A 20,950-nucleotide genomic window follows, 5' to 3' on the forward strand; every position below is an offset into this window, starting at 1 on the left:
AGACCATCTCTTTGGATAAAAGAGATGGTCTAATAGTGCAGAATTAGGATTTACCAATCAGTAAGGATAAGATCCCCGCAGCAATGAGCGGACCAACAGGGACGCCTTTAAACAGAGCGACACCAAGAACGGTTCCGATAAGCAGTCCAGCCACGACGGTAGGTTGTCCACTCATCAGGCTGGCGCCGCGTCCACCAAGGTAGGCTACTAGCATACCAATAGCAATGGCAAGAAGTGACTTCCAGTTCAGAAAAGAAGAGCCTAGCGTATCCAGGCTGATCTTCCCACTGGCCAGAGGAGCCATGACGCCAATCGTAAGTATGATAATACCAATGGTCAGACCGTACTTCTCAAGCCACGGAAAAGCTTGCTGCATACCGGTTACCCGGATAAGCAGGAGAACAACCACGGCAATTGTAATGGGGGTATTACTGCTGATAATCCCGAGAGCTGCAAAGGCTAACAGCAAAAGGGAAGTGACATCCATTGTTTTCATCCTTCCTTAACCGCATCGGCAGCTTTGGATTTAATATGTTCCGCGATGAGCTTACCATGCCATCTTCCAGACTCGATAAATACTTCATTGGCATTCCGTCCCGAAGCAATAACGCCCGCTATGTAAATTCCAGGAACACTGCTCTCCATTGTTTCCGGGTTAAAGAGAGGCTTGTCCATATCTTCAGACATGGTAACCCCTATAGAGGTGAGTAACTTGCGATCTGGACGGAAGCCTGTCATGGCGAGTACAAAATCATTGGCAAGCTCGAAAGGAACGCCTTCATTTGGAGTAACCACCACGTGATTTTCATGAATTTCGGTGACTCGTGAAGAAAGATGCAGTTTTATTTTCCCTTTAGCTACCATCCCTTCAAAAATAGGACGCACCCATGGTTTGATATGCTCGGAGATACTGTTTCCACGGTAGACCATGTCAATATCTGCATCGACTCGGGCAAGTTCAAGAGCGGCATCAACGGCTGAATTGCTGCCCCCAATAATCGTAACTTTTGTGCGTGCATAAGGATGAGCTTCCCGGAAATAATGAGTTACTTTATCCATTTCTTCACCCGGAATACCGAGGTAATTAGGATGATCAAAATATCCAGTGGCAACAACCACATGTTGTGCCTCATAGATTGCGGTTTCATCTTTCCGATTCTTCGTTTTAACAAGAAAACCTCCCTCAGCAGAAGGTTCAATGGCATAAGCTTCTTCATACAAAGACATTTCTAAATCATAATGCGAAGCAACTTTACGGTAATAGGCAAGTGCTTCATAACGATAGGGTTTGTCATTAGGCGAACTGAAGGGTACATTCCCAATTTCAAGTAACTCTGCGGTACTGAAGAATTGCATATTTGTTGGATAGAGGTAGATTGACTGAACGACATTGTATTTTTCAATGATGTGTGCGGATAGGCCAAGCTTTTTACATTCAATAGCAGCAGAAAGACCGCAGGGGCCTCCTCCAATAATAATTACATCTTTTTTCATAAAGCAAATTTCCTCCTTTAATCATTATCTCTCCATACTTCATGGATAAACATAGGTATTATTATCCTATCGTATTCATCATTTGATTGCCAGTAAACAGGTGTCAGGAATATGAATTGACAATAAATTGGGATTATACTAACATCTAATTAGATAATTTTCTAAATAGCAAAGGAGGGATATTTAATGCAGCTCGATAAAATTGTGAATTACCACAAGGCACTGGCTGACCCGACAAGAATGCGTATGTTACTGCTCTTATCTCATGGGGAAATGAACGGGCAACAGCTTGCGAAGCGACTTAACTTGTCACAGCCTACCGTTACACATCACGCAGCGAAGTTAAGAGGAGCAGGCCTTATTAAAGAACGGCGAGATAAGAATACAGTATATTTCAGCTTATATCCTTACTTCATTCAGCAGCATGCCGAAGCATCCTTACACTTTATTTTTAAAGGAGAGATTGAAATGGAAGAAATGGATCAGAGCCAGAAGTTAAAGGATTCGGTAATGCGTAATTTTTTCAGTAAAGACGGTAAGCTTAGATCGATTCCTGCCCAGTATAAGAAAAAATTGATTGTGCTTCAGCATATGGTGGAGCAGCTTGATCAAGGAAAAAAATATGAAGAGAAAGAAATTAATGAATTCATTAAGACATATCATGAAGATTTTGCGACTTTGCGTCGGGAATTTATTATGCACCAGTTTATGTACCGGGAAGATGGGGTCTATGAAGTGAATCCGGTTGAAATGTGGACTCGGTGGGACCAAGTAAAATAAAATTTGACACGAAAACATATTTCAGGTAATATGTGGAAAAATGATGAAGGAGGCGATACCTATGAGTAACCATATGATGATTTTGTTAGTTGCTTGTACACATCGTCTCCCAAACGGACCACAGTTTACTAAAGAGTAGTACGTTGTATACGTAATACTTCATTTGTAAACTGCTTCAGCATCCGCAGGGGGAATATCCTGTGGATGCTTTTTTTATTGCTATATTACAATGATAGAGGGGAACGGCTATTTATGTTCTCTTTGTCATGGATTATAGAAATGAAAAGAATGCAGAACCGCAGGATGTTATTTCCTGCGGTTTTTTGTGTCTGTTTGGGGAGGTGGAAAATGACGTAAGAACGAAAAAAGTGAAAATGGAGGGTTATCTTTGAATAAGAACCGATTAGAACAGTGGGGCTGGGCAGAAGAGTGGAACAAGAAGTGGATAAAAACGATTGAATTGATGAGCGCGGAAGAAGAAGCAATTACCGCAACTTATGAACCGGCACGTATCATTGCGGATTATGGTCAGAAGTTTGGTGTTATTACAGCGGAAGGAAGCCGGTTTGCATCTCTTACCGGTAAATTTAGACAAAGGCAAGAGGCAGGTGGAATGAAACCCGGTGTCGGCGATTTTATTGTGATTACTTCTCATGGAGCACAAGATGATGTGAAGGTGCATGCGGTTTTGGAACGAAGCAGTATCATTGCTAGACAGGCTGCTGGAAATGAGACAAAAGAACAAATTATTGCTACGAATGTGAACACCTTATTCATCGTGTGTGCACTAAATAAAGACTACAATGTAAGACGGTTAGAAAGATACCTAATTCTAGCCTGGAACAGCGGGGCAAATCCCGTTATTGTGCTTAGTAAAAGTGATTTAAATGATGCTGTAGCATTTAGGCTTGCAGAGACAGAAGAAATTGCGCCCGGCGTCCCCGTGATTGCGGTATCTGCAAAACTTGGCATAGGTAAAGATCTTCTTGATCAATATGCCTGTCATGGACAGACGGTAGCGCTTATCGGATCATCTGGTTCTGGTAAATCTACGATTATTAATTGGCTTACAGGTCAGGAGGAACAAATCACACAAGAGGTGCGTGAAGATGACAGCAGAGGAAGACACACGACAACGCATCGCGAATTATTCCTATTACCGGATGGCGGAGTTATCATCGATACACCTGGTATGAGGGAATTGTCGATCTGGGATGATGGTGACGGGATAGCACGCACATTTGATGATATAGAACAATGGGCCAAACATTGCTATTTCGATGACTGTCAGCATGGGAGAGAAAAAGGCTGTGCTGTAAGAGAAGCAATAGAAACAGGAACGGTGGATGCAAGTCGGTTAACGAATTATCACAAAATGCAGCGTGAGATTGCTTATCAACAGCGGAAAGAAGCGGAAGCTGCTAAAAGGAATAGTAAATTCACAAAAAATGCTCCACGGCGTAAAAAAAGAGGTGAGTGGCGCACTGAAGTAGAAGAGGATTTAGGAGCCTCAAAATAAAGAGATGCATACGATAGGGCAGGAGGAGTTGCACATGCCAAATTATCGTATCATTGTGGACCAAAGTGATCATATGCTTTATCTGCTAGATAATGATGTTGTTGTGAAGGGGTATCCAGTAGCAATTGGAGCGATGGTTACACAAACGCCCGTAGGTGATTTTACAATTGTGAATAGACAAGCGAATCCTGGCGGCCCATTTGGGGCATATTGGCTTGGTTTATCGAAAGCACATTATGGTATTCATGGGACCAATAACCCCTCATCAATTGGTCATAATGTATCTCATGGATGCATCCGCATGTATAACGAAGATGTGCTTGATCTTGCTAGTAAGGTAACGGTGGGCACTAGAGTTACGATTCGTCCTTGATGTTTTCTTAATCAGTTGCTAACGCGTAAGTGGTTATTCTGTGCTCAGTGTTACTGTTGTGCGTGGGGAAACGGTCCTTCCGTGCTCATGCTCCACTTGTTTTGTCTGGACGTAGGTAGACTCGGAGAAGTAAGGGTCCAGCCAAAGCCAAAAGTCGCAATGATCTCGGAATGATCTTATTCCCTGGAGTCACGTTGTAGGGTAGGGTGAAACAGGGCAAAGCTTCCTCCTCACGGTAGGGGAGGGGTAATGGACATCGCTGTTTTCTGGGGTAAACAGCGAGTCATAGAAGAAAGAGGAGAGGCAGGCTAGTAAAATGCACCCTAATAAGATGACTTTTTTCAAAGTGTCTATCTTATAGGGTACATTTTATAGTAATAGCTGCCTTTTATTTGTTATGTGAATAAGAAGATAGTGGGTAAATGGCAATGGAGTTAAGGACAGATAACTTGTGCTCAGTGTTACTGTTGTGTTTGGGGAAACGGTCCTTCCGTGCTCATGCTCCGCTTGTTTTGTCTGGACGTAAGTAGACTCGAAGAAGTAAGGGTCCAGCCAAAGCCAAAAGTCGCTATGATCTCGGAATGATCTTATTCCCTGAAGTAACGTTGTAGAGTGAAGCAGCGCAAAGCTTCCTCTCCACGAGAGGGAGGGGTAAAGGACGTCGCTGTTTCCCTAGGGTAAACAGCGAGTCATAGGAGAAAGGGGAGGCAGGCTAGTAAATAGCTGCCTTTTATTTGTTATGTGAATAAGAAGATAGTGGGTAAATGGCAATGGAGCTAAGGACAGATAACCCGTGCTTAGCGTTACTGATAGTAGTGTTGGGAAACGGTCCTTCTGTGCTCATGCTCCGCTTGTTTTGTCTGGACGTAAGTAGATTCGAAGAAGTAAGGGGCCAGCCAAAGCCAAAAGTCGCTATGATCTCGGAATGCATACACAATTAAAGTACAAATACGGAAATCTACTTATGCATTTAGAACGCTTTTCGTTGGTAAATGACCGTTGTAATGCTCCATGAAACCGCGTAAAGGAGCACGATCACACTTGCCACTCCCATATACAAAGCTGGGGTAGATAAGCTGACGATAAAGTCGGTAATCATTGGTAATTGTTCAGCTAAAAACCTTACAAAAGGCGGCGCCGCGCCTGTTAAGACAATAAATGTAATGAGAACAACTGGTGTGATACTGCCTCTGAATATATAAAATAAAGGGAATGTTAGCGCCACAAAAGCTAAGAATAAGCTACTACCAATTGCAACATCAGTAATCGTAAAAGGCTTATCTAAGATAAATAAAGCTATACTTGTAACTCCAATGGATAAGCTCATATAAACAATCGCACCTAGATAGCGGGATGCAATAATTTGCTTACGTGTATACGGCAAAGAATTTAGCAAAATATTCGTCTCTGCTTTCTCATCGTAGGCATATGCGTTAAAGGGGATAAAGATACTTGCAACTAGAAAAATTAACGCTGGATCTGAGTTCATTACGATAAAAAATAAGATAAAAGGCATAAAAACGAATAACTGTCTTTTCTGTAGGATGGCATCACGTCTAATTAAATTAAACATAGCTTTTACTTCCTTTCATGTAATACATGATGTCTTCCAAAGATGCTCTTTCTATGACAACCGAATCCCCAAATATGTTTTTCACTGCTTTAATGTTATCCGTTAATGCCTCAAATCCAGTTGGGGCAGAATGCACATGGACAAAGGCTTTTTCCGTGTCTCGATCTAACAAATCCATGCCGCCTTTCACAAGCGCATAATTTTCAGCAATATCAATAATGGATTTATTAAATACCAATTCTCCGTTATGTATAAACGTAATATAATCTGCGATACGATCTAAATCTGTGGTAATATGCGTTGAAAAGAAAAGAGTACGACTACTATCTATCATTATTTCTTGTAAAAGATCCAGCAGTTCTCGTCTGAAAATAGGGTCTAAGCCTGCTGTTGGTTCGTCCATTATGATTAGCTCTGCATGATGGGACAGAGCAATCGCCAATGATGCCTTCATTTGCATCCCCTTGGAAAAAGTCTTTATCGCTTTATTAAGTGGTAAATTGAATTGCTCTACATATTGATAAAACAAGGTATCATCCCAGTTTTTATAAGCAGGACCAACAATGCGCTTGATATCTTTTAAGTTCAGCCCTTCAAAAAACACATTGCCATCGTATACAAATCCAATGCGCTCCTTGATGGCCTTCTCATGTGCCTTGTAGTCTAACCCAAAAATCTTAACTTCCCCATCATCTGGTTTTAATAAATTCATGATCATTTTGATCGTTGTCGACTTACCGGCACCATTTGCGCCGATAAAGCCCGTTACAAAGCCTTGTTTCACCTGCAAATTCATATTTTTAACGGAAAAACCTTTAAAATTTTTCGAGACATTTGTTAATTCAACGGTATTTTCCACACATTTCACTCCTCATATAAAATCTTCAATAATTGTTGTAATTCATCTAGAGATAGTCCAATTTCTTTACTATTCATGATGACTGCACTCAGCTGATCCTCGATCGCCGTAAGCTTGCGTTCTCGAATAACTTCTAAATTTTGTTCAGCGACAAAAGAACCTTTGCCGACAATGGAATATATAAAGCCTGCCTTTTCCAATTCCTCGTAGGCGCGTTTTGTTGTGATCACACTAATGTGTAAATCCTTTGCGAGTTGGCGCATCGAAGGTAACGCAGCCCCATCCTTTAAATCACCTGATAAAATAGACGATTTAATTTGATTCATGATTTGTTCATAAATCGGCTCTTTCGAACTATTAGCAAGAATTATTTGCATGTTAATCCCTCTTCTTTGTTTTTACAGAACTGCTTTTTCTAACTTTAGATAATCCATATACACTAATGAATATTACAAATAATAAAAATACGATTATATTCGTTGTTGGATCGTTAATTTTTGGTATCGCATCCTGAAACGCCTTTAAAAGAACGACTAATACGACAAAAATAACGCCTTTAATAGAGACATGTTTCATTATTCCTTTCCTCCTCAATGTTTGCTGGAAAGCGAAATATGTATCCGCCTTTCTAAATATTGTATATATACGGTAGTTGCATTATATTCAATTATATATCCTCATGCAACTCTTTTTATACATATATTCCCTTTTAAAAGTAGTGCAGAGAATTGTGGTTTTATATGTGTTGGGAGACGTTCCTTCCGTGCTCAGCGTTACTGTAGTAGTGTCGGGAAACGGTCCTTCCGTGCTCATGCTCCACTTGTTTTGTCTGGACGTAAGTAGACTCGAAGAAGTAACGGTCCAGCCAAAGCCAAAAGTCGCAATGATCTCGGAATGATCTTATTCCCTGGAGTCACGTTGTCGGGAAGCGTAGGAAAACGGGGATATCGTGCTCAGCGTAACTGTAGTGTGACGGGAAACGTTCCTTCCGTGCTCATGCTCCGCTTGTTTTGTCTGGACGTAAGTAGACTCGAAGAAGTAAGGGTCCAGCCAAAGCCAAAAGTCGCAATGATCTCGGAATGATCTTGTTCCCTAGAGTCACGTTGTAGGATGAAGCAGCGCAAAGCTTCCTCTCCACGTGAGGGAGGGGTTAAGGACGTCGCTGTTTCCCTGGGGTAAACAGCGAGTCGTAGAAGAAAGAGGGGAGGCAGGCTAGTAAATAGCTGCCTTTTATTTGTTATTGGCAATGAAGCTACTTTTAGAATCTAAAGTAATTGAATGCCCTGAGCAAAGGTCTTGGTTCACTTTCCCTTTTTTAATTGTCCTTTATTTGCTGGCTTGTATTCTAACTTTATAAGAGTGAAAATAGTAGAGTTTGAGAGGAGGGGGAAAAATAAAGAGGATTATGTGACGGTCCTGACTTCTTTTATGGATGGGATTAAACAAGAGGTGCAGCAAGAAGCAGGAATGACTGCCGAAAAAGGCATAGTCAATGGAAAAGAGATTCTTTACTTGAAGTACGAAGGAGACAACCCCCATCAAGTGATCAAATGGATCGATGAAACGTCAGGGGCTTATTATCATATACATGACACGAAGAAAAGTAAGCTCAGTAAGCAAGATTTCTTGAAAATCGCGGAGAAATTCGTACATTAATTCGTTTTGGTTACATAAATACCCATTAAGATCAGGAAGGAAAGAAGAAGATGAGAATCCGCTCAGCTATACAATCAGATGCTGTTCAAATTGCTGAAGTTCATGTGAACAGTTGGAGAACAACGTATAAAGGAATCGTTCCAGATTCGTATCTAGATAACTTATCTGTTGCAAAACGCACTTTACTATGGGAAAAGCAGCTAGATGGAGGAAACGAAGGGAGTAAAATATTTGTTGCTGAAAACGAGGCTGGTCAGATTGTAGGCTTTGTGAGTGGAGGACTCAATCGACTGGAAAGTATGCCTTTTGATAGTGAAATCTATGCTATCTATTTGCTCGAAGAATATCAAAGACAGGGCATCGGAGAACTACTCATGTCTTCAATCACAAGTTTTCTAACAGATCAAGGGTATAAATCCACCTATTTGTGGGCTCTAGAGGACAATCGCTATCGGTCTTTCTATGAAAAACTTGGAGGAGTCCTTACAGGCCGCGAAGAGATAGAGATCGGCAGTGTAAAACTCGGGGAAATTGCTTTTGGATGGGATCATCTGGATCGTTTAACAACACAGAAATAAAAATAAAGCAAAACGTAGAGTAATTGTTTCAACTATGTAAATATATGGGTAATTCTGATGTACTGGAACATCACGTATCTTGCAGTCACTTGGGATATACCAAATGAAGAAGGAGGCTGTCACGTATGTCCAACTCCATAGACCGTTTTATAATAAGGAAATTAAATAGCTGCGAAGAAGAACATACGAAAGAGCATCTTTTAGAGCTGTTTATGATTCGAATTGAGATGGCAGAACAAATGGAGGAGCTGATGAGTCGGCGTAAATCAGTATTTGCATATCATTATGTATGTTAATGAAAAGGTGCTGCCTGAGGACTTCTAATCGGAGAGGTCCTCTTTTCTTTGGGCAACTCTCTACAGAGAAAAGCACCACCCCTTAATAAAGGGATAGTGCGAGTGTGTCATTCTCACTGATGCTGTGCAAAATAGCCTCACTACCAATAATCTCGATACTAATCAGCGTATTTAAACATTTCTGTAATGCACGTTTACCGTGGTTAATCTTTGTTTCTAAAGCACTGCTAAGAAGTTTTAATGTCTTTTGAACAGGTTGTTTGTTTTCTGTGTTAAAGTAAACCGGGATTTTTTTGTCTTGAAAAAAGATTAATGTTCTCATTGAAATCACCTCAACTAGATTACTAGAGTTATTTCATATTGCTAATACTATATTCCGTTGCTTAAAATTACCTTAAAATAAGCTTATGTAAACATAAAGAACACCAATGTTTGCAAAGTGTTCACAATTTGGTTGTGAGCAACTAATGATTTCCATTGTAGAACATTTAAAAAACATGTCGATAAATGTTCTTTTTAAAAATAAAAATTGGAAATAAGTAAGTCAATAGTAATAGATTCCCGTGTTGAAACTAGGTATTTAGCTTTAAAAATGAAATCATAACATTGCAATTAAGTATCTTCTGTAAGAAAATATGATAGATTATAGGATGAGCTTAGTCGTAAATACAGGTGAAATATGATTTAGGACGATGGACATAGTCAAAAAGGGTGTGAATGGAATGATTCTCACAGTGGTACAAGGCAGACAGGGGACAGAGTGGCTTGACTTAGAAGTTCCGGATGAAAGCACCATTCAATATGTGAAATCAGTGCTGGCTGTTCGAATTTTTAATGAGCCTCCACAAGATCATGTTCAATATATAGTAGAAGCTAAATTTCCAGGTTCCCATTGGTTTGTGTTGCCGGATACGAAGCTGCTGTCTGAAACCGGGCTTCGAGAAGGAAGTTATGTTCGATTACAAAAAACGTTCTCTACAACAGATAAAGAGGCACCCGTTATTGGCAAACGTCTTTTATTTCAAACAGGATCTCATACATAGCCAAGAGGAGGAACTTTGATGAATATTATGTACCAGCGTTCCCCCCGTATGAAAGAAGTGCTCAAAAAAGAAACCGTGGAGATTTTACGTCCTCCGGTTGAACCGAATAAACCGACCTTTTCTCTCATTTCTATTATTATACCGATCGTAATGACCGCCGTTACGGTTAGTTTGTATTTCTATTTAAGTAAGTCAGGGAAACTCAGTAACAGCAGTTATATGACAATTCAGATGGTTATGATGTCGATGATGCTGATGACCTATACGATTCCATTTTTCGTATATTTAGGTAATAAGAAGGACTATAAGCGAAAGATTGAAGAGCGAGATCAGATGTATAGATCTGAACTTCAGAAACATCGGGATGAGCTTACACGGGAAGCCGAGCTTCAGGTACAGATAATGCATGAAATTCATGGTGACCCTGAAGTTTGCAGTCAAATCGTAAAGAACAAGCACAGTTCCCTATGGGAACGGTCTCCAGAAGATGATGATTTCTTACAAGTACGTGCAGGAACCGGAGAGGTTCCGTTTCGTATTTCTGTAGTACCGCCTAGACAAGACGGATATGAGAAAGAACCGCTGATTGAGGCAGCACATGAACTGGCAGAGGATTTTCGTATGGTAAAAGACGCATCCATTGTTCTTCCTATCTATGAATCAAAAGTGGTAGGAATTGTCGGCGATCGAGAAGATGTCTTGTCTATGCTTCGGGTAATTGTTACGCAGCTGACCACAAGACACTCTCCTGATGAAATGAAGCTTGCTGCTTTTTATGAAGACAAAGAGGCAGATGAATGGGAATGGATGCGCTGGTTTCCTCATTTTTGGGATGATGAACGTGATCAGAGGTATATGGCTGACAGGCACAGCGGAGTGCACCAGTTAGCCGACCATCTATATACGTTACTTCATCGCCGTAAAATGACTCGAAAAGAAAGAGGAAAGAAAAGTCCGGATCTTCCTTGCTACGTGGTGTTGTTGTCAGAAAGAGACATCATTGAAGAGGAACCTTTACTTCCCCTCATTCTAGAAGATGCTGAGGCGGTCACTACATGTACTATCATTCTTGCCTCACGTAAAGAATATCTGCCTATGCATTGTCAGCTTGTGGTTGAAGCAAGAAAAAAAGAAGGAAGTTATTCCAAAAAAACGGAGCAGGCAGACGTCATTCATGGATCATTTGTTCCTGATCGAATGACTAGAGAAGAAGCAGAGATTAGTGCAAGGCACTTAGCGCCGCTTCGATTAAAACGTTCATCGGCCTCTGATATTCCGCCGCTGCTTCCACTTTTTGATATGCTGGAAGTTTCGAGAGTCGAGCAGCTAAATGTGGAATCCAGATGGGCTGGAAATCGTCATCCGAATACTCTGCCTGTTCCTATGGGAGTGCGCGCAGGCGGAAAACGCGTATATATTAATTTACATGATAAAATAGAGAGACAAGGCCATGGTCCTCATGGACTTATCGCAGGAACAACAGGTTCAGGGAAGAGTGAGGTTATTCAATCGATTGTAGCTTCGCTTGCTTCTGAGTTCCATCCGCATGATCTGGCATTTATGCTAATTGACTATAAAGGCGGAGGAATGTCTAACACATTCAATAACTTGCCTCATGTGGTAGGTACAATTACGAATCTTGATCAATCATTAATGGAAAGAGCTAAAATTTCACTGCGAGCAGAGCTTGTTAGAAGACAAAAGCTTCTGAGTGGCGCAGGGAATTTACAACATATTGATGAGTATTATAAATGGCTTGACTCACACCATGCAGAGCCCCTGCCGCATCTCGTCATTATTATTGATGAATTTGCTCAGCTGAAGAGAGAACAGCCTGAATTTATGGATGAACTAATCAGTATTGCTGCGATCGGCAGAACCTTGGGCGTCCATCTAATCCTAGCTACTCAGAAACCAGCAGGTGTCGTCGATGATAAAATATGGAGTAACTCAAGGTTCCGCATTTGTCTGCGAGTACAAAGTGAAGGCGATAGCCGGGATATGATAAAAATACCGAATGCAGCCTGGATTACAAAGCCCGGACGCGGCTATTTTCAGGTCGGTAGTGATGAAGTATTTGAGGAAATGCAGTTTGCTTGGAGCGGAGCACCTTACACATCCAGTGAGGAAGACAGTGCTTCGTCCCTTCCGCTGATGGAAGTAAGGCTAAATGGCAAAAGGGAACCTTTGCTGACGGGAGAACGTGTAACGATGATGAAATCAGAGGGTTCTTCTAAACAGCTCCAGGTATTTATAGATTACATTGCAGAAATTGCTGAAAAGCAGGGAATTAAAAGGTTACAGGGGCCTTGGCTTCCCCCTTTGCCTGAACTGATCGAACTTCAAGAGATTACATCTCAAGGATCTATGACCTTGGATCAGGCACACGAAGGAATGTCATGGGAGCCGGTTGTAGGGTTACTGGATGATCTGCCAAATCAAAAACAGGTACCGCTGCGAATTTCACTTCATTCTGGACATTATGCAATTTACGGTATGCCGGGCCTCGGGAAAACAACATTTGTTCAAACTCTCCTGATGTCACTTGCCGAAGATAACGACAGTCCATGGCACGGATATGTCATTGACATGGGCCGCATGATGAGAGAGTTCAAAAACTTACCTCAGATCGGCGGTGTAATGACTGCAGAGGATGATGATCGGATTAAACGTTTATTCCGTTACTTGTCCAAAGTATTTATGCAAAGAAGAGAGATGATCGCAGATGCTGGTGTCAAAACCATCTCTGCTTTCCGTAGAGGAACGGGGCAAAGAATCCCGCAAGTTCTTGTTGTTATCGATGGATATTTATCTTTCCGCAACTCTTATCCTGATGAGAATGAACAACTTGAGATTCTGCTAAGAGAAGGAGCAAGCCTAGGTATTACATTTGTAATTACTGCGAATCGGATCACAGACATTTTTGAAAAAGTAAGAAGCAATATTTCGAATGCGATTTCTTTTGAAATGGCAGATCCAAGTGATTATTACTATGCAGTGGGAAGACCTTCACGGGTGCCGGTTGGTTATCCGCCAGGCAGAGCACTAGTTAAAGGACAAACCCCGCCGTTAGAATTTCAAGTAGCTCTTCCTGTTAGAGGAAGAGAGGAATCAGAGCGGGCAGAACAGCTTAAATTGCGTATTCAAAAAATCAATAATCAGTATTTGGGGCCGGAGGTTCCACAAATTGAACCGCTGCCTGAGGTAGTAACGCTCTCGGAGCTTCTTACTGAAGAAGATAGACTGCAAGAGGAAACGGCTATTTATAAAGTCCCTGTGGGACTTATGACAGACGATCTTTCCTTGTTTCATATCAGCCTTAGAGAAGGACCGCACTTTATGGTGGCAAGTCCCATGGAAGGCGGTAAATCCAGCTTTTTAATGACTTGGATGTTATCTCTTGCCTATCATCATTCGCCTGAACAGTTAAATATGTATACAATTGATACAAGGTATGGAGAGCACGGACTAGGTCAACTAAAGGATCTGCCGCATGTTTATAAACACGCGGCAAGGGAAGAGGAACTTGCTCCTCTCATTCAAGAGGTATATGAGAGAGTGATGAAACTATCTTCTGATACTTGTGGACCTGAGATCGTCTTGTTCATTGATGATGCGGATACTTTAGCAAAACAGATGAATGATTTTACAATGAAAGATCAGCTTGGTGTGATTGTAAGACAGGGAAGAGACAGAGGTGTACATGTCGTACTGGCAGGTGTGGCTTCTGACTTTCCGACCTTTGGAGCGGATTGGGTAACGGATGTGAAAGCATCGCAGAGTGGATTATTATTTGGTACGCTTGACCCTAATGATTTATCCTCCTTCCGTATACCTTATTCCGAATCGAGTGCGGCATCGAATGGTCTAAAAGTCCTTCCGCCGGGCCAAGGGTACTATGTCAAGCGAAGGTTTTCTAGGATTAAAGCTGCTCTGCCATGGAATAACACCAAAGAATGTGCTGAATGGATTAAAAAAATTCGTGACCGATGGCATGTTGTAGTTTGAAGGGAGGTGGCTCATAATGTTGACGGTTCATCATTCCAAACAGAAGGTCGTAACATTGGAACAAACAGAACTGTTTTTTCTGGCCGGAATCTTAGGGTCTGACCGATTGCTTGGCATTGAAGATCCTTTTCTTGGCTATTTAACAGATGATATTGCTAAGGAATGGAATAAAGCAAAAGAGGCATTGTTGCAAAAAGGTTACTTGATTCAAGATGAAGGATCCAGTGAGATCACGATGACACCGACCGTGTTCTCAAGAGTTGCCATTGCAGGATTATCCTCGAGAGCATTCCGTTTTCAATATGAAGATAAAGGTAGTAGTTATGAAGGGTACCTGCATTGCACAAATGAGCGCGTAGTGGAAGTGACCAGGGCACATGAAGAGCAGGTAACCTACCAATTATCCGATCTTGGTAACGTAGAACAGGCATGTGAAGCTGTTGTCGATAAAATAAAATGGAGTCAAGAGAAAATAAGTGAAAATATTCCTGCATTAATGTTTTCAAAGAAAAAGTTTTATGAGAATATAAAGCAATACCAGGAATTGGACTCTTTGAGTCAAGCTCTTGCAGAAGATTGTCATGACAGGCAAGGAGCTCACGCACTTGCTGAAACGATTATAGAAAAGCAGACAGAAGGGGAATTTCAGCTGCTTGTCTGGAACGGACAGGAGTGGGAATCTCAATCTGCTGCGTTTATATCCGGTACTTCCGTTAATTGGTTGTTACGCATGAGTACGATGGGAAAAGGGGATTGGCTCATTGCTTCTCCGGCAACGAAAGAGCAGTTTAAGGAAATGCTTTTCGATTGGCTGAATCAGCCTCTAGATCAAGAAGAAAGGTGATGCATTATGCGCATTCGTGTGGAACCGAATGTGCTTCGAACGCTTAGCAGTCAATTGAAGCTCGCGGCGGAGCAAATTCAGCAAACTATTGTTGTTTTGGAGAGAGCTCTCAGTACTATCGAGGGAGATACAGCTGTACATGAAGGCATCGTTTATGAATGGATGAGATCAAAGCAGCTGGCTTCATTTATCGAAACAGAACTTGAGAGATTTAGCTCCGAGTTGTCGCGGAAGGCAGAAGATTTTACTCGTGCAGACGAAGATTATCATACCGTTTTATCTTATATTGATTATTCTAACGTCTCACCAATGCGCATGCTGCAATCTCAACAGATTACTTCTTTAAGAAATAACGAGCTGACATCTTTTGCGGTATCTAATCCGAAATCAGCTTTAATGGCAATTCATCAATCGGGTAGTTCTGATGATGGAAATGGGATCGGCGTGCTCCTCCAAGCTTCTGAAACAAATCCAAGAGGTTGGATTTTTAAGGACCCAGCTATAGGAGAAAAGGTGGGTTAATCGAATCTACCAAACTTTTATTAGCTGCGATTAGCTTCCCATTTGTGTAAATATAGAATTAGAAGCCGAGCTAATAAGTAAGAAAAACCTTTACCAACTCTTTGTTTGCGGAAGTTTCATTCTTACTAAATTGGGTTTATTTACAATTAGGACCAATGACTTTAGACAGGTCTAAAGTCATTTTGGTACAATTTTTTCAGGAATTAACTAAATTTTGAAGAATAATAAGGAGGAATATCATTCTATGTCAGGTCGCATTCTCATTTCCCCGGAGCAAGTGGATCAAGTAGCGAATCAATTTAAACAAAGCGGTGAGCAAAGTCAACAGATCGTTTCTAGTTTGACTCAATCCATTAATGGTATGGAAGGTCAATGGGAAGGGATGACAAAACAACGCTTCTTCACTGAGTTCCAGGAAGCAAGCAAACAAATGCAAAGCTTTGTTCAAACCTTGAATAGCATCAGTACAGAACTTACCGCGATTGCTCAGAAATTCCGTTCCGTTGACCAATCTCGCTAATCAATTATCGCAAGATTCTAATTATACTTACATGAGTTATGAAATGGATTCATTATATTTGATAATAGCTTTATCAACCTGGAAACCGGGAGTTAACATAACTTCCGGTTTTCTTGCATCGACAACGAAAAGAGAGGGATGTTCATGTCTTTTCAACCCAATCCGGGGGATCAGCTCCATATTAATGGAGTTACTTACCAGGTGGGACAACATCCGGCTGCCCCTGGCATAGCATATGCACAGACGGGAAGGCAAGGTACCGTATATAAGTTGATTCCTGCCGGCGGTAACGAATATGAATCTAAAGCCTTAAAAGTGTTTTTCCCTAAGTTCCGTGTCCCCGCTATGGTCTATCAATCTGAACAGATGGAAAAGTATAGCGAAGTGTCAGGCTTGCAGGTCTGCAATCGTGACGTGCTCACTCCTGAAAGAAACGGAAAATTAATTAGTGAGCATGGGGATCTACTATACTCAGTGCTTATGCCATGGATCGGCGGGATTACCTGGTTCGATATCATATGTGACAAAAAACGTTTGACTCCAAGTGAAAGTCTGACACTTGCGGCCTCTTTTGCCGGGATCGGATCTGCTATGGAGCAAAGAGGGATTGCACACTGTGATCTATCAGCCCCCAATGTACTTATTCCGTTTTTTTCCGAAGATGAACAGCCTGAAGGCTCTGCAGCTGTGGAACTCGTTGATGTGGAACAGATTTATAGTCCAAAAATGGACAGACCCGATGCTTTATTAGCAGGTTCAGCTGGATATGCTGCCCATCGTATCGTAAACAGCGGTTTATGGAGCAGTTATGCAGATCGTTTTGCTGGAGCCGTAATTCTTGCTGAAATGCTTGGTTACTGTGATAAAGATATCGTGGATCTAACATATGGTGAAAGTTATTTTGATCAGCGCGAACTTCAAACGGGCTGTGAGAGATACATGAAACTTATGCACTTTTTAGAAACAAGATATGGTCACAAAATTTCGGAATTATTCAGCAGAGCATGGAATAGTCAAGATTTAAGCAGCTGTCCTACTTTTGGAGAATGGTTAATTGCCCTTTCCAATGTTGAACTTCAGCCCGAAGAAGAGAAGGGAGAAGTTTATGCGGATACAGTTGATGAAGGATTAACAGGAAATACAGACTACACAGACTACACTAAACCTTTGGAAGCTGAACCAGCCATTCATACGATAGATCAGCAAGAGTTGACTATTCCGCCTAAGCTTTCAGCAGAATCTAGTGCTCAGAATGAGAAACTGACTAGTAAAGTTTGGACATCCGAAGAAATACAATATGAGATTCAAAAAGCAAGAGACTTAGAGAAAAGCGGAGAGGTTATACCTGCTATAGATGCTTATCGTTCTGCTCTTTCCAAAACAGAATCTGGCAGCGCGTTATCCGTTGAGATTCGTGCTGCGATCCAGCAGCTTGAAGCCGATCATCTCAAAAAAGATGAAGGCGATACTATAAAAGTTTCTCCATTCTGGCTGCGCAATAAAAAGTTAACGATTGCGGCAGCAATTGTCGTGATAGTCTCAGCGATCGCTATTCCAGGGGTGCACACCCTCGCGGAACGTGCAGAGACAAAACATGCCCTTGCTTTGCAAGAGGCTGAGCAGATAAAGAAACAAGAGGAAGCCCAGCAGGCTGCCGAAGCTGCCAAGCTTGCGGAAGAGAAGAAGAAACAAGAGGCTGCGGCACTTGCTCAAAAGAAAGCAGATGAAGAAGCTGCTAAAAAAGCAGCACAGGAGAAAGCGGCATTACAAGCGAAGTACGATAAGCAAGCAAAATATGAAGCTTATCTTGCTAAGGTAGAAGCCAAGAAAGAAGCTGCAAAAAAGGCGGAATTACAAGCAAAATACGATAAACAAGTTAAGTATGAAAAATATTTGGCAGATAAACAAGCGCTTCAACAGAAACAAGCGGAAGAACAAAAACAAAAGGAAGCGGCTGCAAAATTAGCAGCTCAAAAGGCAGCAGAGAAAAAAGCGGCTGAAAAAAAAGCTGCTCAGAAAAAAGCAGAAGAAGCAGCAGCCTTGAAGAAAAAGCGTGCCCAAAATGTAGTGCAGCTCATCGCTTCTTATAATCTGGCTTACAATGCTCAGAAAGGCAAAAAAATCGAAAATGCGAGAACGTATGCCAGAGATTTTATGGAGCGCTATGAGAAAGATGCCAGTTACTATAACGGAGTCGGAAAAATATCTCAACGGGTAAAACATATCAAGAAATTTATCAGTAATCGAAGTTATCGTTTACCCAATATTTGATCCATCCTCATTTTATTATTTCTAAATTATTTAGAGGTGAAGGAACAAAAATGAATTATACAATACAAGCCTCACAGCGTACGCCCGCACTAATCATTTATTTAATTGATATTAGTGCTTCCATGAATATGATGATGGATAATCGTAGACGGATGGACATTGTGTATGATGCTTTATCACTCGCCATACGCCAAATGGTTTTTCGCTCTACGAAAGGGAATAGACTGACTCCAAGATATCGAATTGCCATCCTGGCTTACAGTGATGATGTATATGATTTACTTGGCGGCGTGAAAGGAATTGACGAGATTGCAGCCATTGGCTCACTCCCAGACCTGACGCCGATGCGGTTTTCAGATTCAGCCAAAGCTTTTCTACAAGCGGAGAAAATATTGCAAAGCGAGCTGCCTCATATGCAAGATTGTCCTGCACCGCTTATCTGCCATATGACAGATGGGGTTGCAACAGGGGATGATCCTGAGCCTATTGCAAAACGAATTATGGATATGAGTGTGCCAGATGGAAATGTTTTAATTGAAAATATATTTATTTCCGATCATCTTCTAGATGTGCCTGTTACAGAGCCAAGAAGATGGGGCGGTATTCTAAGAGATACCGAGTTGAAGGATGAACATGGGGAGAAGTTGCGCAACATGTCATCCGTTCTTCCGGAAAGTTATCGGGAAATGTTGATGGAAGCGGACTACTTATTATCCCCTGGTTCGTTAATGATGCTGCCTGGCTCATGCGCAGAACTGGTCTCGATTGGATTCCAAATGTCTGCAGCTACACCGGTAAGGTAAGGAGGAGAACGGTTTGAAGTCTTTGCGAACGTCGGTACCAGACCGTGGGAAGCCGCTCTTCTCTGAGGAATCTTTCCATTATGTAAGTTCACAACATACGAACCAGCCGTTATCCACGTATAAAGGACGATGGTTCTGTCGTTATGGTTACGGTTTGTCCTTTGAGTCAGCATCTTATGGTGATAAAGGACAGGATTTTGCAGCGGTTCATATTCAGGGAGATGTATGCACTTTTGTACTCTGTGATGGGGTGTCCATGAGTTATCATGGAGATTTTGCTGCCAGGTATCTTGGAGAAGCGTTATGCGCATGGATGAACGAAACCAAAGACTGGTCTTCTTCCTTGTTGTATCAATTTCTGATGAGTCTTACCATTCCCGCTTCGAGGGAGCTTAGCAACTACGCAGGAAGTCAGAATGCAAATATTCCTATGATGCTGCAGGAAGTGCTTGAAACGAAGAAAAAATTAGGAAGTCAGTCCATGTATATCTGCGGAAAAATAAAGCTGGGCTCCGGTAAAAAAGGAAGCCGTTTGCAGCTTGCTTGGCAAGGTGACTCTAGAATTCGGCTTTTTCGCAGCGGGAAAGAGATGGATCTTTCTTTTGACAAAACGAGAAGGACATCAGAGCGGTGGTCAACAGTAGAAGGACCCATCGGAGGAAGTCCTCACGTGTATGAAGAGACATTTCCACTTGGCGAAGATTTCGTACTTCGTTTATACACAGATGGTATGGGAGAACTTGATCCGATTGGAATTCATTTACCCGATGAGGAAATTCAAGTGTTGATGGATGCTCCGCATACAGGTGGACTTGAAGATGACGCTGCTTTTATCGAATTGAACTGGAAATCATAACTATTTGTTAAAAATTCACTCCTTTGGGTAGGCTGTCTAAGAGAATTTCTATATATCTCTGGATCAGAGACTTCAAAGGAGTGATTTTATATGTCATCATCTTCGGAAAATGGATTACGTTTTTCAGGGAAAACAGCGATTGTTACGGGGGCAGGCTCTGGTATCGGCAAAGCAGCGGCGTTAAAGCTAGCGAAAGAAGGGGCTAACATTGCTTTATTTGATCTGATCGATGAACGTACGGAAGAAACGAAAAAATCGATTGAACAGATGAAGTTGGGTCAAGTGGTCTCTTATGATGTAGATATATCTGATCCAAATCGTGTGGAGAAATCAGTAAATGATACGATCGATACGTTTGGTGGAATTGATATTGTGTTTGCGAATGCCGGTATTAATGGTGTTGTCGCTCCTATTGAAGACATTGATATTCAGGATTGGCATAACACCATCAACACAAACTTAGGAGGCACATTTTTTACGGTGAAATATGTACTGCCTCATATGAAAAAAAGAAATGGCGGAAGTATTATCATTACCAGCTCCATTAATGGGAATTACACATTTTCGAATATAGGAATGTCAGCGTATAGTACCTCAAAGGCAGGTCAAGTTGCTTTTGCCAAAATGGCTGCGCTTGAACTCGCCAAATTTAAAATTCGGGTGAATGTGATATGCCCGGGTGCGATTACGACGCATATTGATCAGAGTACAGACACATCGGAAGAGCTTAATGAAGTTTCGATCAAGATGGAATTTCCTGATGGAAGACAGCCGCTCTCTCATGGACCGGGAACACCCGATCAAGTTGCGGAACTGGTGGCTTTTTTAGCTTCCGATGCTGCGCAGCATATTACAGGGGCACAAATTGTAATTGATGGAGCGGAGTCTCTTCTCAGCTAATGCAGCATATCGCGTAGAATGGGATATGTTATTTGTCCAAAAATCATATAGCTCA

Annotated in this window: 24 protein-coding genes; 17 read left to right on the forward strand and 7 right to left on the reverse strand. The window is 41.6% G+C overall.

The genetic code is table 11. The annotated features are described in order from the left end of the window. Positions 1-43 precede the first annotated feature (43 nt). Together KJS58_RS11490 and KJS58_RS11495 are read right to left on the reverse strand one after the other, a co-directional pair. On the reverse strand, positions 44-487 hold the full coding sequence (locus tag KJS58_RS11490) for a DUF441 domain-containing protein (RefSeq protein WP_213532731.1): 444 nt from the start codon (positions 485-487) through the stop codon (positions 44-46). Between the two features lie 5 nt (positions 488-492). Then, positions 493-1,494, reverse strand: coding sequence for a YpdA family putative bacillithiol disulfide reductase (locus tag KJS58_RS11495; RefSeq protein WP_213532643.1), 1,002 nt, complete (start codon positions 1,492-1,494; stop codon positions 493-495). A 186-nt stretch (positions 1,495-1,680) separates the two neighbouring features. Between KJS58_RS11495 and KJS58_RS11500 the strand changes: the two genes are divergently transcribed. From KJS58_RS11500 to KJS58_RS11510, 3 genes are all read left to right on the forward strand, one after another. Then, complete coding sequence (locus KJS58_RS11500; protein ID WP_213532644.1) at positions 1,681-2,274, forward strand: DUF2087 domain-containing protein; 594 nt, start codon at positions 1,681-1,683, stop codon at positions 2,272-2,274. Between the two features lie 388 nt (positions 2,275-2,662). After that, entirely contained in the window at positions 2,663-3,793 is a 1,131-nt protein-coding gene (gene rsgA / locus KJS58_RS11505) for a ribosome small subunit-dependent GTPase A (RefSeq protein WP_249717202.1), read from the forward strand. A gap of 34 nt (positions 3,794-3,827) precedes the next feature. Then, positions 3,828-4,166, forward strand: a complete 339-nt coding sequence (locus KJS58_RS11510) for a L,D-transpeptidase (protein WP_213532645.1) — start codon at positions 3,828-3,830, stop codon at positions 4,164-4,166. Between the two features lie 970 nt (positions 4,167-5,136). On the opposite strand, the gene KJS58_RS11515 is transcribed toward KJS58_RS11510, so the two are convergent. From KJS58_RS11515 to KJS58_RS11530, 4 genes are read right to left on the reverse strand one after another with little or no spacing between them, the layout of a single operon-like run. Further along, the gene (locus KJS58_RS11515; RefSeq protein ID WP_213532646.1) at positions 5,137-5,739 is read right to left on the reverse strand and encodes an ABC-2 transporter permease; all 603 of its coding nucleotides are present in this window, start codon (positions 5,737-5,739) and stop codon (positions 5,137-5,139) included. Next, entirely contained in the window at positions 5,732-6,598 is an 867-nt protein-coding gene (locus KJS58_RS11520) for an ABC transporter ATP-binding protein (RefSeq protein WP_213532647.1), read from the reverse strand. The genes KJS58_RS11515 and KJS58_RS11520 overlap by 8 nt, the downstream gene beginning before the upstream one ends. A gap of 5 nt (positions 6,599-6,603) precedes the next feature. Further along, on the reverse strand, positions 6,604-6,975 hold the full coding sequence (locus KJS58_RS11525; protein ID WP_213532648.1) for a GntR family transcriptional regulator: 372 nt from the start codon (positions 6,973-6,975) through the stop codon (positions 6,604-6,606). Between the two features lies 1 nt (position 6,976). Next, positions 6,977-7,174 (reverse strand): hypothetical protein, encoded by a 198-nt coding sequence (locus KJS58_RS11530; RefSeq protein WP_213532649.1) that lies wholly within the window; start codon positions 7,172-7,174, stop codon positions 6,977-6,979. Positions 7,175-7,316: 142 nt separating this feature from the next. On the opposite strand from KJS58_RS11530, the gene KJS58_RS11535 reads away from it, so the two are divergent. The 5 genes from KJS58_RS11535 to KJS58_RS11555 all read left to right on the forward strand — a co-directional run bounded on the left by KJS58_RS11535 (position 7,317) and on the right by KJS58_RS11555 (position 9,128). After that, positions 7,317-7,496: a hypothetical protein gene (locus KJS58_RS11535; RefSeq protein WP_213532650.1), complete on the forward strand. Its 180-nt coding sequence runs from the start codon at positions 7,317-7,319 to the stop codon at positions 7,494-7,496. Beyond that, positions 7,493-7,681, forward strand: a complete 189-nt coding sequence (locus KJS58_RS11540; protein ID WP_213532651.1) for a hypothetical protein — start codon at positions 7,493-7,495, stop codon at positions 7,679-7,681. Before KJS58_RS11535 ends, KJS58_RS11540 begins: the two co-directional genes overlap by 4 nt. A 324-nt stretch (positions 7,682-8,005) precedes the next feature. Next, positions 8,006-8,254 (forward strand): DUF4367 domain-containing protein, encoded by a 249-nt coding sequence (locus KJS58_RS11545; RefSeq protein WP_213532652.1) that lies wholly within the window; start codon positions 8,006-8,008, stop codon positions 8,252-8,254. 50 nt (positions 8,255-8,304) lie between these two features. Further along, positions 8,305-8,832: a GNAT family N-acetyltransferase gene (locus KJS58_RS11550; protein WP_213532653.1), complete on the forward strand. Its 528-nt coding sequence runs from the start codon at positions 8,305-8,307 to the stop codon at positions 8,830-8,832. Positions 8,833-8,957: 125 nt separating this feature from the next. Next, complete coding sequence (locus KJS58_RS11555; protein ID WP_213532654.1) at positions 8,958-9,128, forward strand: hypothetical protein; 171 nt, start codon at positions 8,958-8,960, stop codon at positions 9,126-9,128. Positions 9,129-9,210: 82 nt separating this feature from the next. Here the strand turns inward: KJS58_RS11555 and KJS58_RS11560 are convergent, their stop codons facing one another. Next, on the reverse strand, positions 9,211-9,450 hold the full coding sequence (locus tag KJS58_RS11560) for a hypothetical protein (RefSeq protein WP_191798524.1): 240 nt from the start codon (positions 9,448-9,450) through the stop codon (positions 9,211-9,213). 370 nt (positions 9,451-9,820) lie between these two features. Between KJS58_RS11560 and KJS58_RS11565 the strand changes: the two genes are divergently transcribed. The 9 genes from KJS58_RS11565 (at position 9,821) to KJS58_RS11605 (ending at position 20,895) form a co-directional block, all read left to right on the forward strand. Next, a complete protein-coding gene (locus tag KJS58_RS11565) occupies positions 9,821-10,171 on the forward strand; it encodes a hypothetical protein (RefSeq protein WP_374705804.1) in 351 nt (116 codons plus the stop codon). A gap of 18 nt (positions 10,172-10,189) precedes the next feature. Then, positions 10,190-14,179, forward strand: coding sequence for a type VII secretion protein EssC (gene essC / locus KJS58_RS11570; protein ID WP_213532655.1), 3,990 nt, complete (start codon positions 10,190-10,192; stop codon positions 14,177-14,179). Between the two features lie 16 nt (positions 14,180-14,195). Beyond that, on the forward strand, positions 14,196-15,023 hold the full coding sequence (locus KJS58_RS11575; protein ID WP_213532656.1) for a hypothetical protein: 828 nt from the start codon (positions 14,196-14,198) through the stop codon (positions 15,021-15,023). A 6-nt stretch (positions 15,024-15,029) separates the two neighbouring features. Further along, positions 15,030-15,545, forward strand: coding sequence for a WXG100 family type VII secretion target (locus KJS58_RS11580; protein WP_213532657.1), 516 nt, complete (start codon positions 15,030-15,032; stop codon positions 15,543-15,545). 244 nt (positions 15,546-15,789) lie between these two features. Continuing rightward, complete coding sequence (locus tag KJS58_RS11585; RefSeq protein ID WP_191798528.1) at positions 15,790-16,065, forward strand: WXG100 family type VII secretion target; 276 nt, start codon at positions 15,790-15,792, stop codon at positions 16,063-16,065. 144 nt (positions 16,066-16,209) lie between these two features. Next, positions 16,210-18,336 carry a serine/threonine-protein kinase gene (locus KJS58_RS11590; RefSeq protein WP_213532658.1) on the forward strand — a complete coding sequence of 709 codons (2,127 nt, stop codon included), beginning with the start codon at positions 16,210-16,212 and terminating at the stop codon, positions 18,334-18,336. Between the two features lie 50 nt (positions 18,337-18,386). Next, positions 18,387-19,139 (forward strand): vWA domain-containing protein, encoded by a 753-nt coding sequence (locus tag KJS58_RS11595; protein WP_213532659.1) that lies wholly within the window; start codon positions 18,387-18,389, stop codon positions 19,137-19,139. A gap of 13 nt (positions 19,140-19,152) precedes the next feature. Next, positions 19,153-19,995 carry a hypothetical protein gene (locus KJS58_RS11600; protein WP_213532660.1) on the forward strand — a complete coding sequence of 281 codons (843 nt, stop codon included), beginning with the start codon at positions 19,153-19,155 and terminating at the stop codon, positions 19,993-19,995. A 90-nt stretch (positions 19,996-20,085) separates the two neighbouring features. Further along, positions 20,086-20,895 (forward strand): SDR family oxidoreductase, encoded by an 810-nt coding sequence (locus KJS58_RS11605; RefSeq protein ID WP_213532661.1) that lies wholly within the window; start codon positions 20,086-20,088, stop codon positions 20,893-20,895. Positions 20,896-20,950 lie beyond the last annotated feature (55 nt).

This window comes from Paenibacillus sp. J45TS6, assembly GCF_018403285.1.
In the GTDB taxonomy this organism is placed as follows: domain Bacteria; phylum Bacillota; class Bacilli; order Paenibacillales; family Paenibacillaceae; genus Paenibacillus.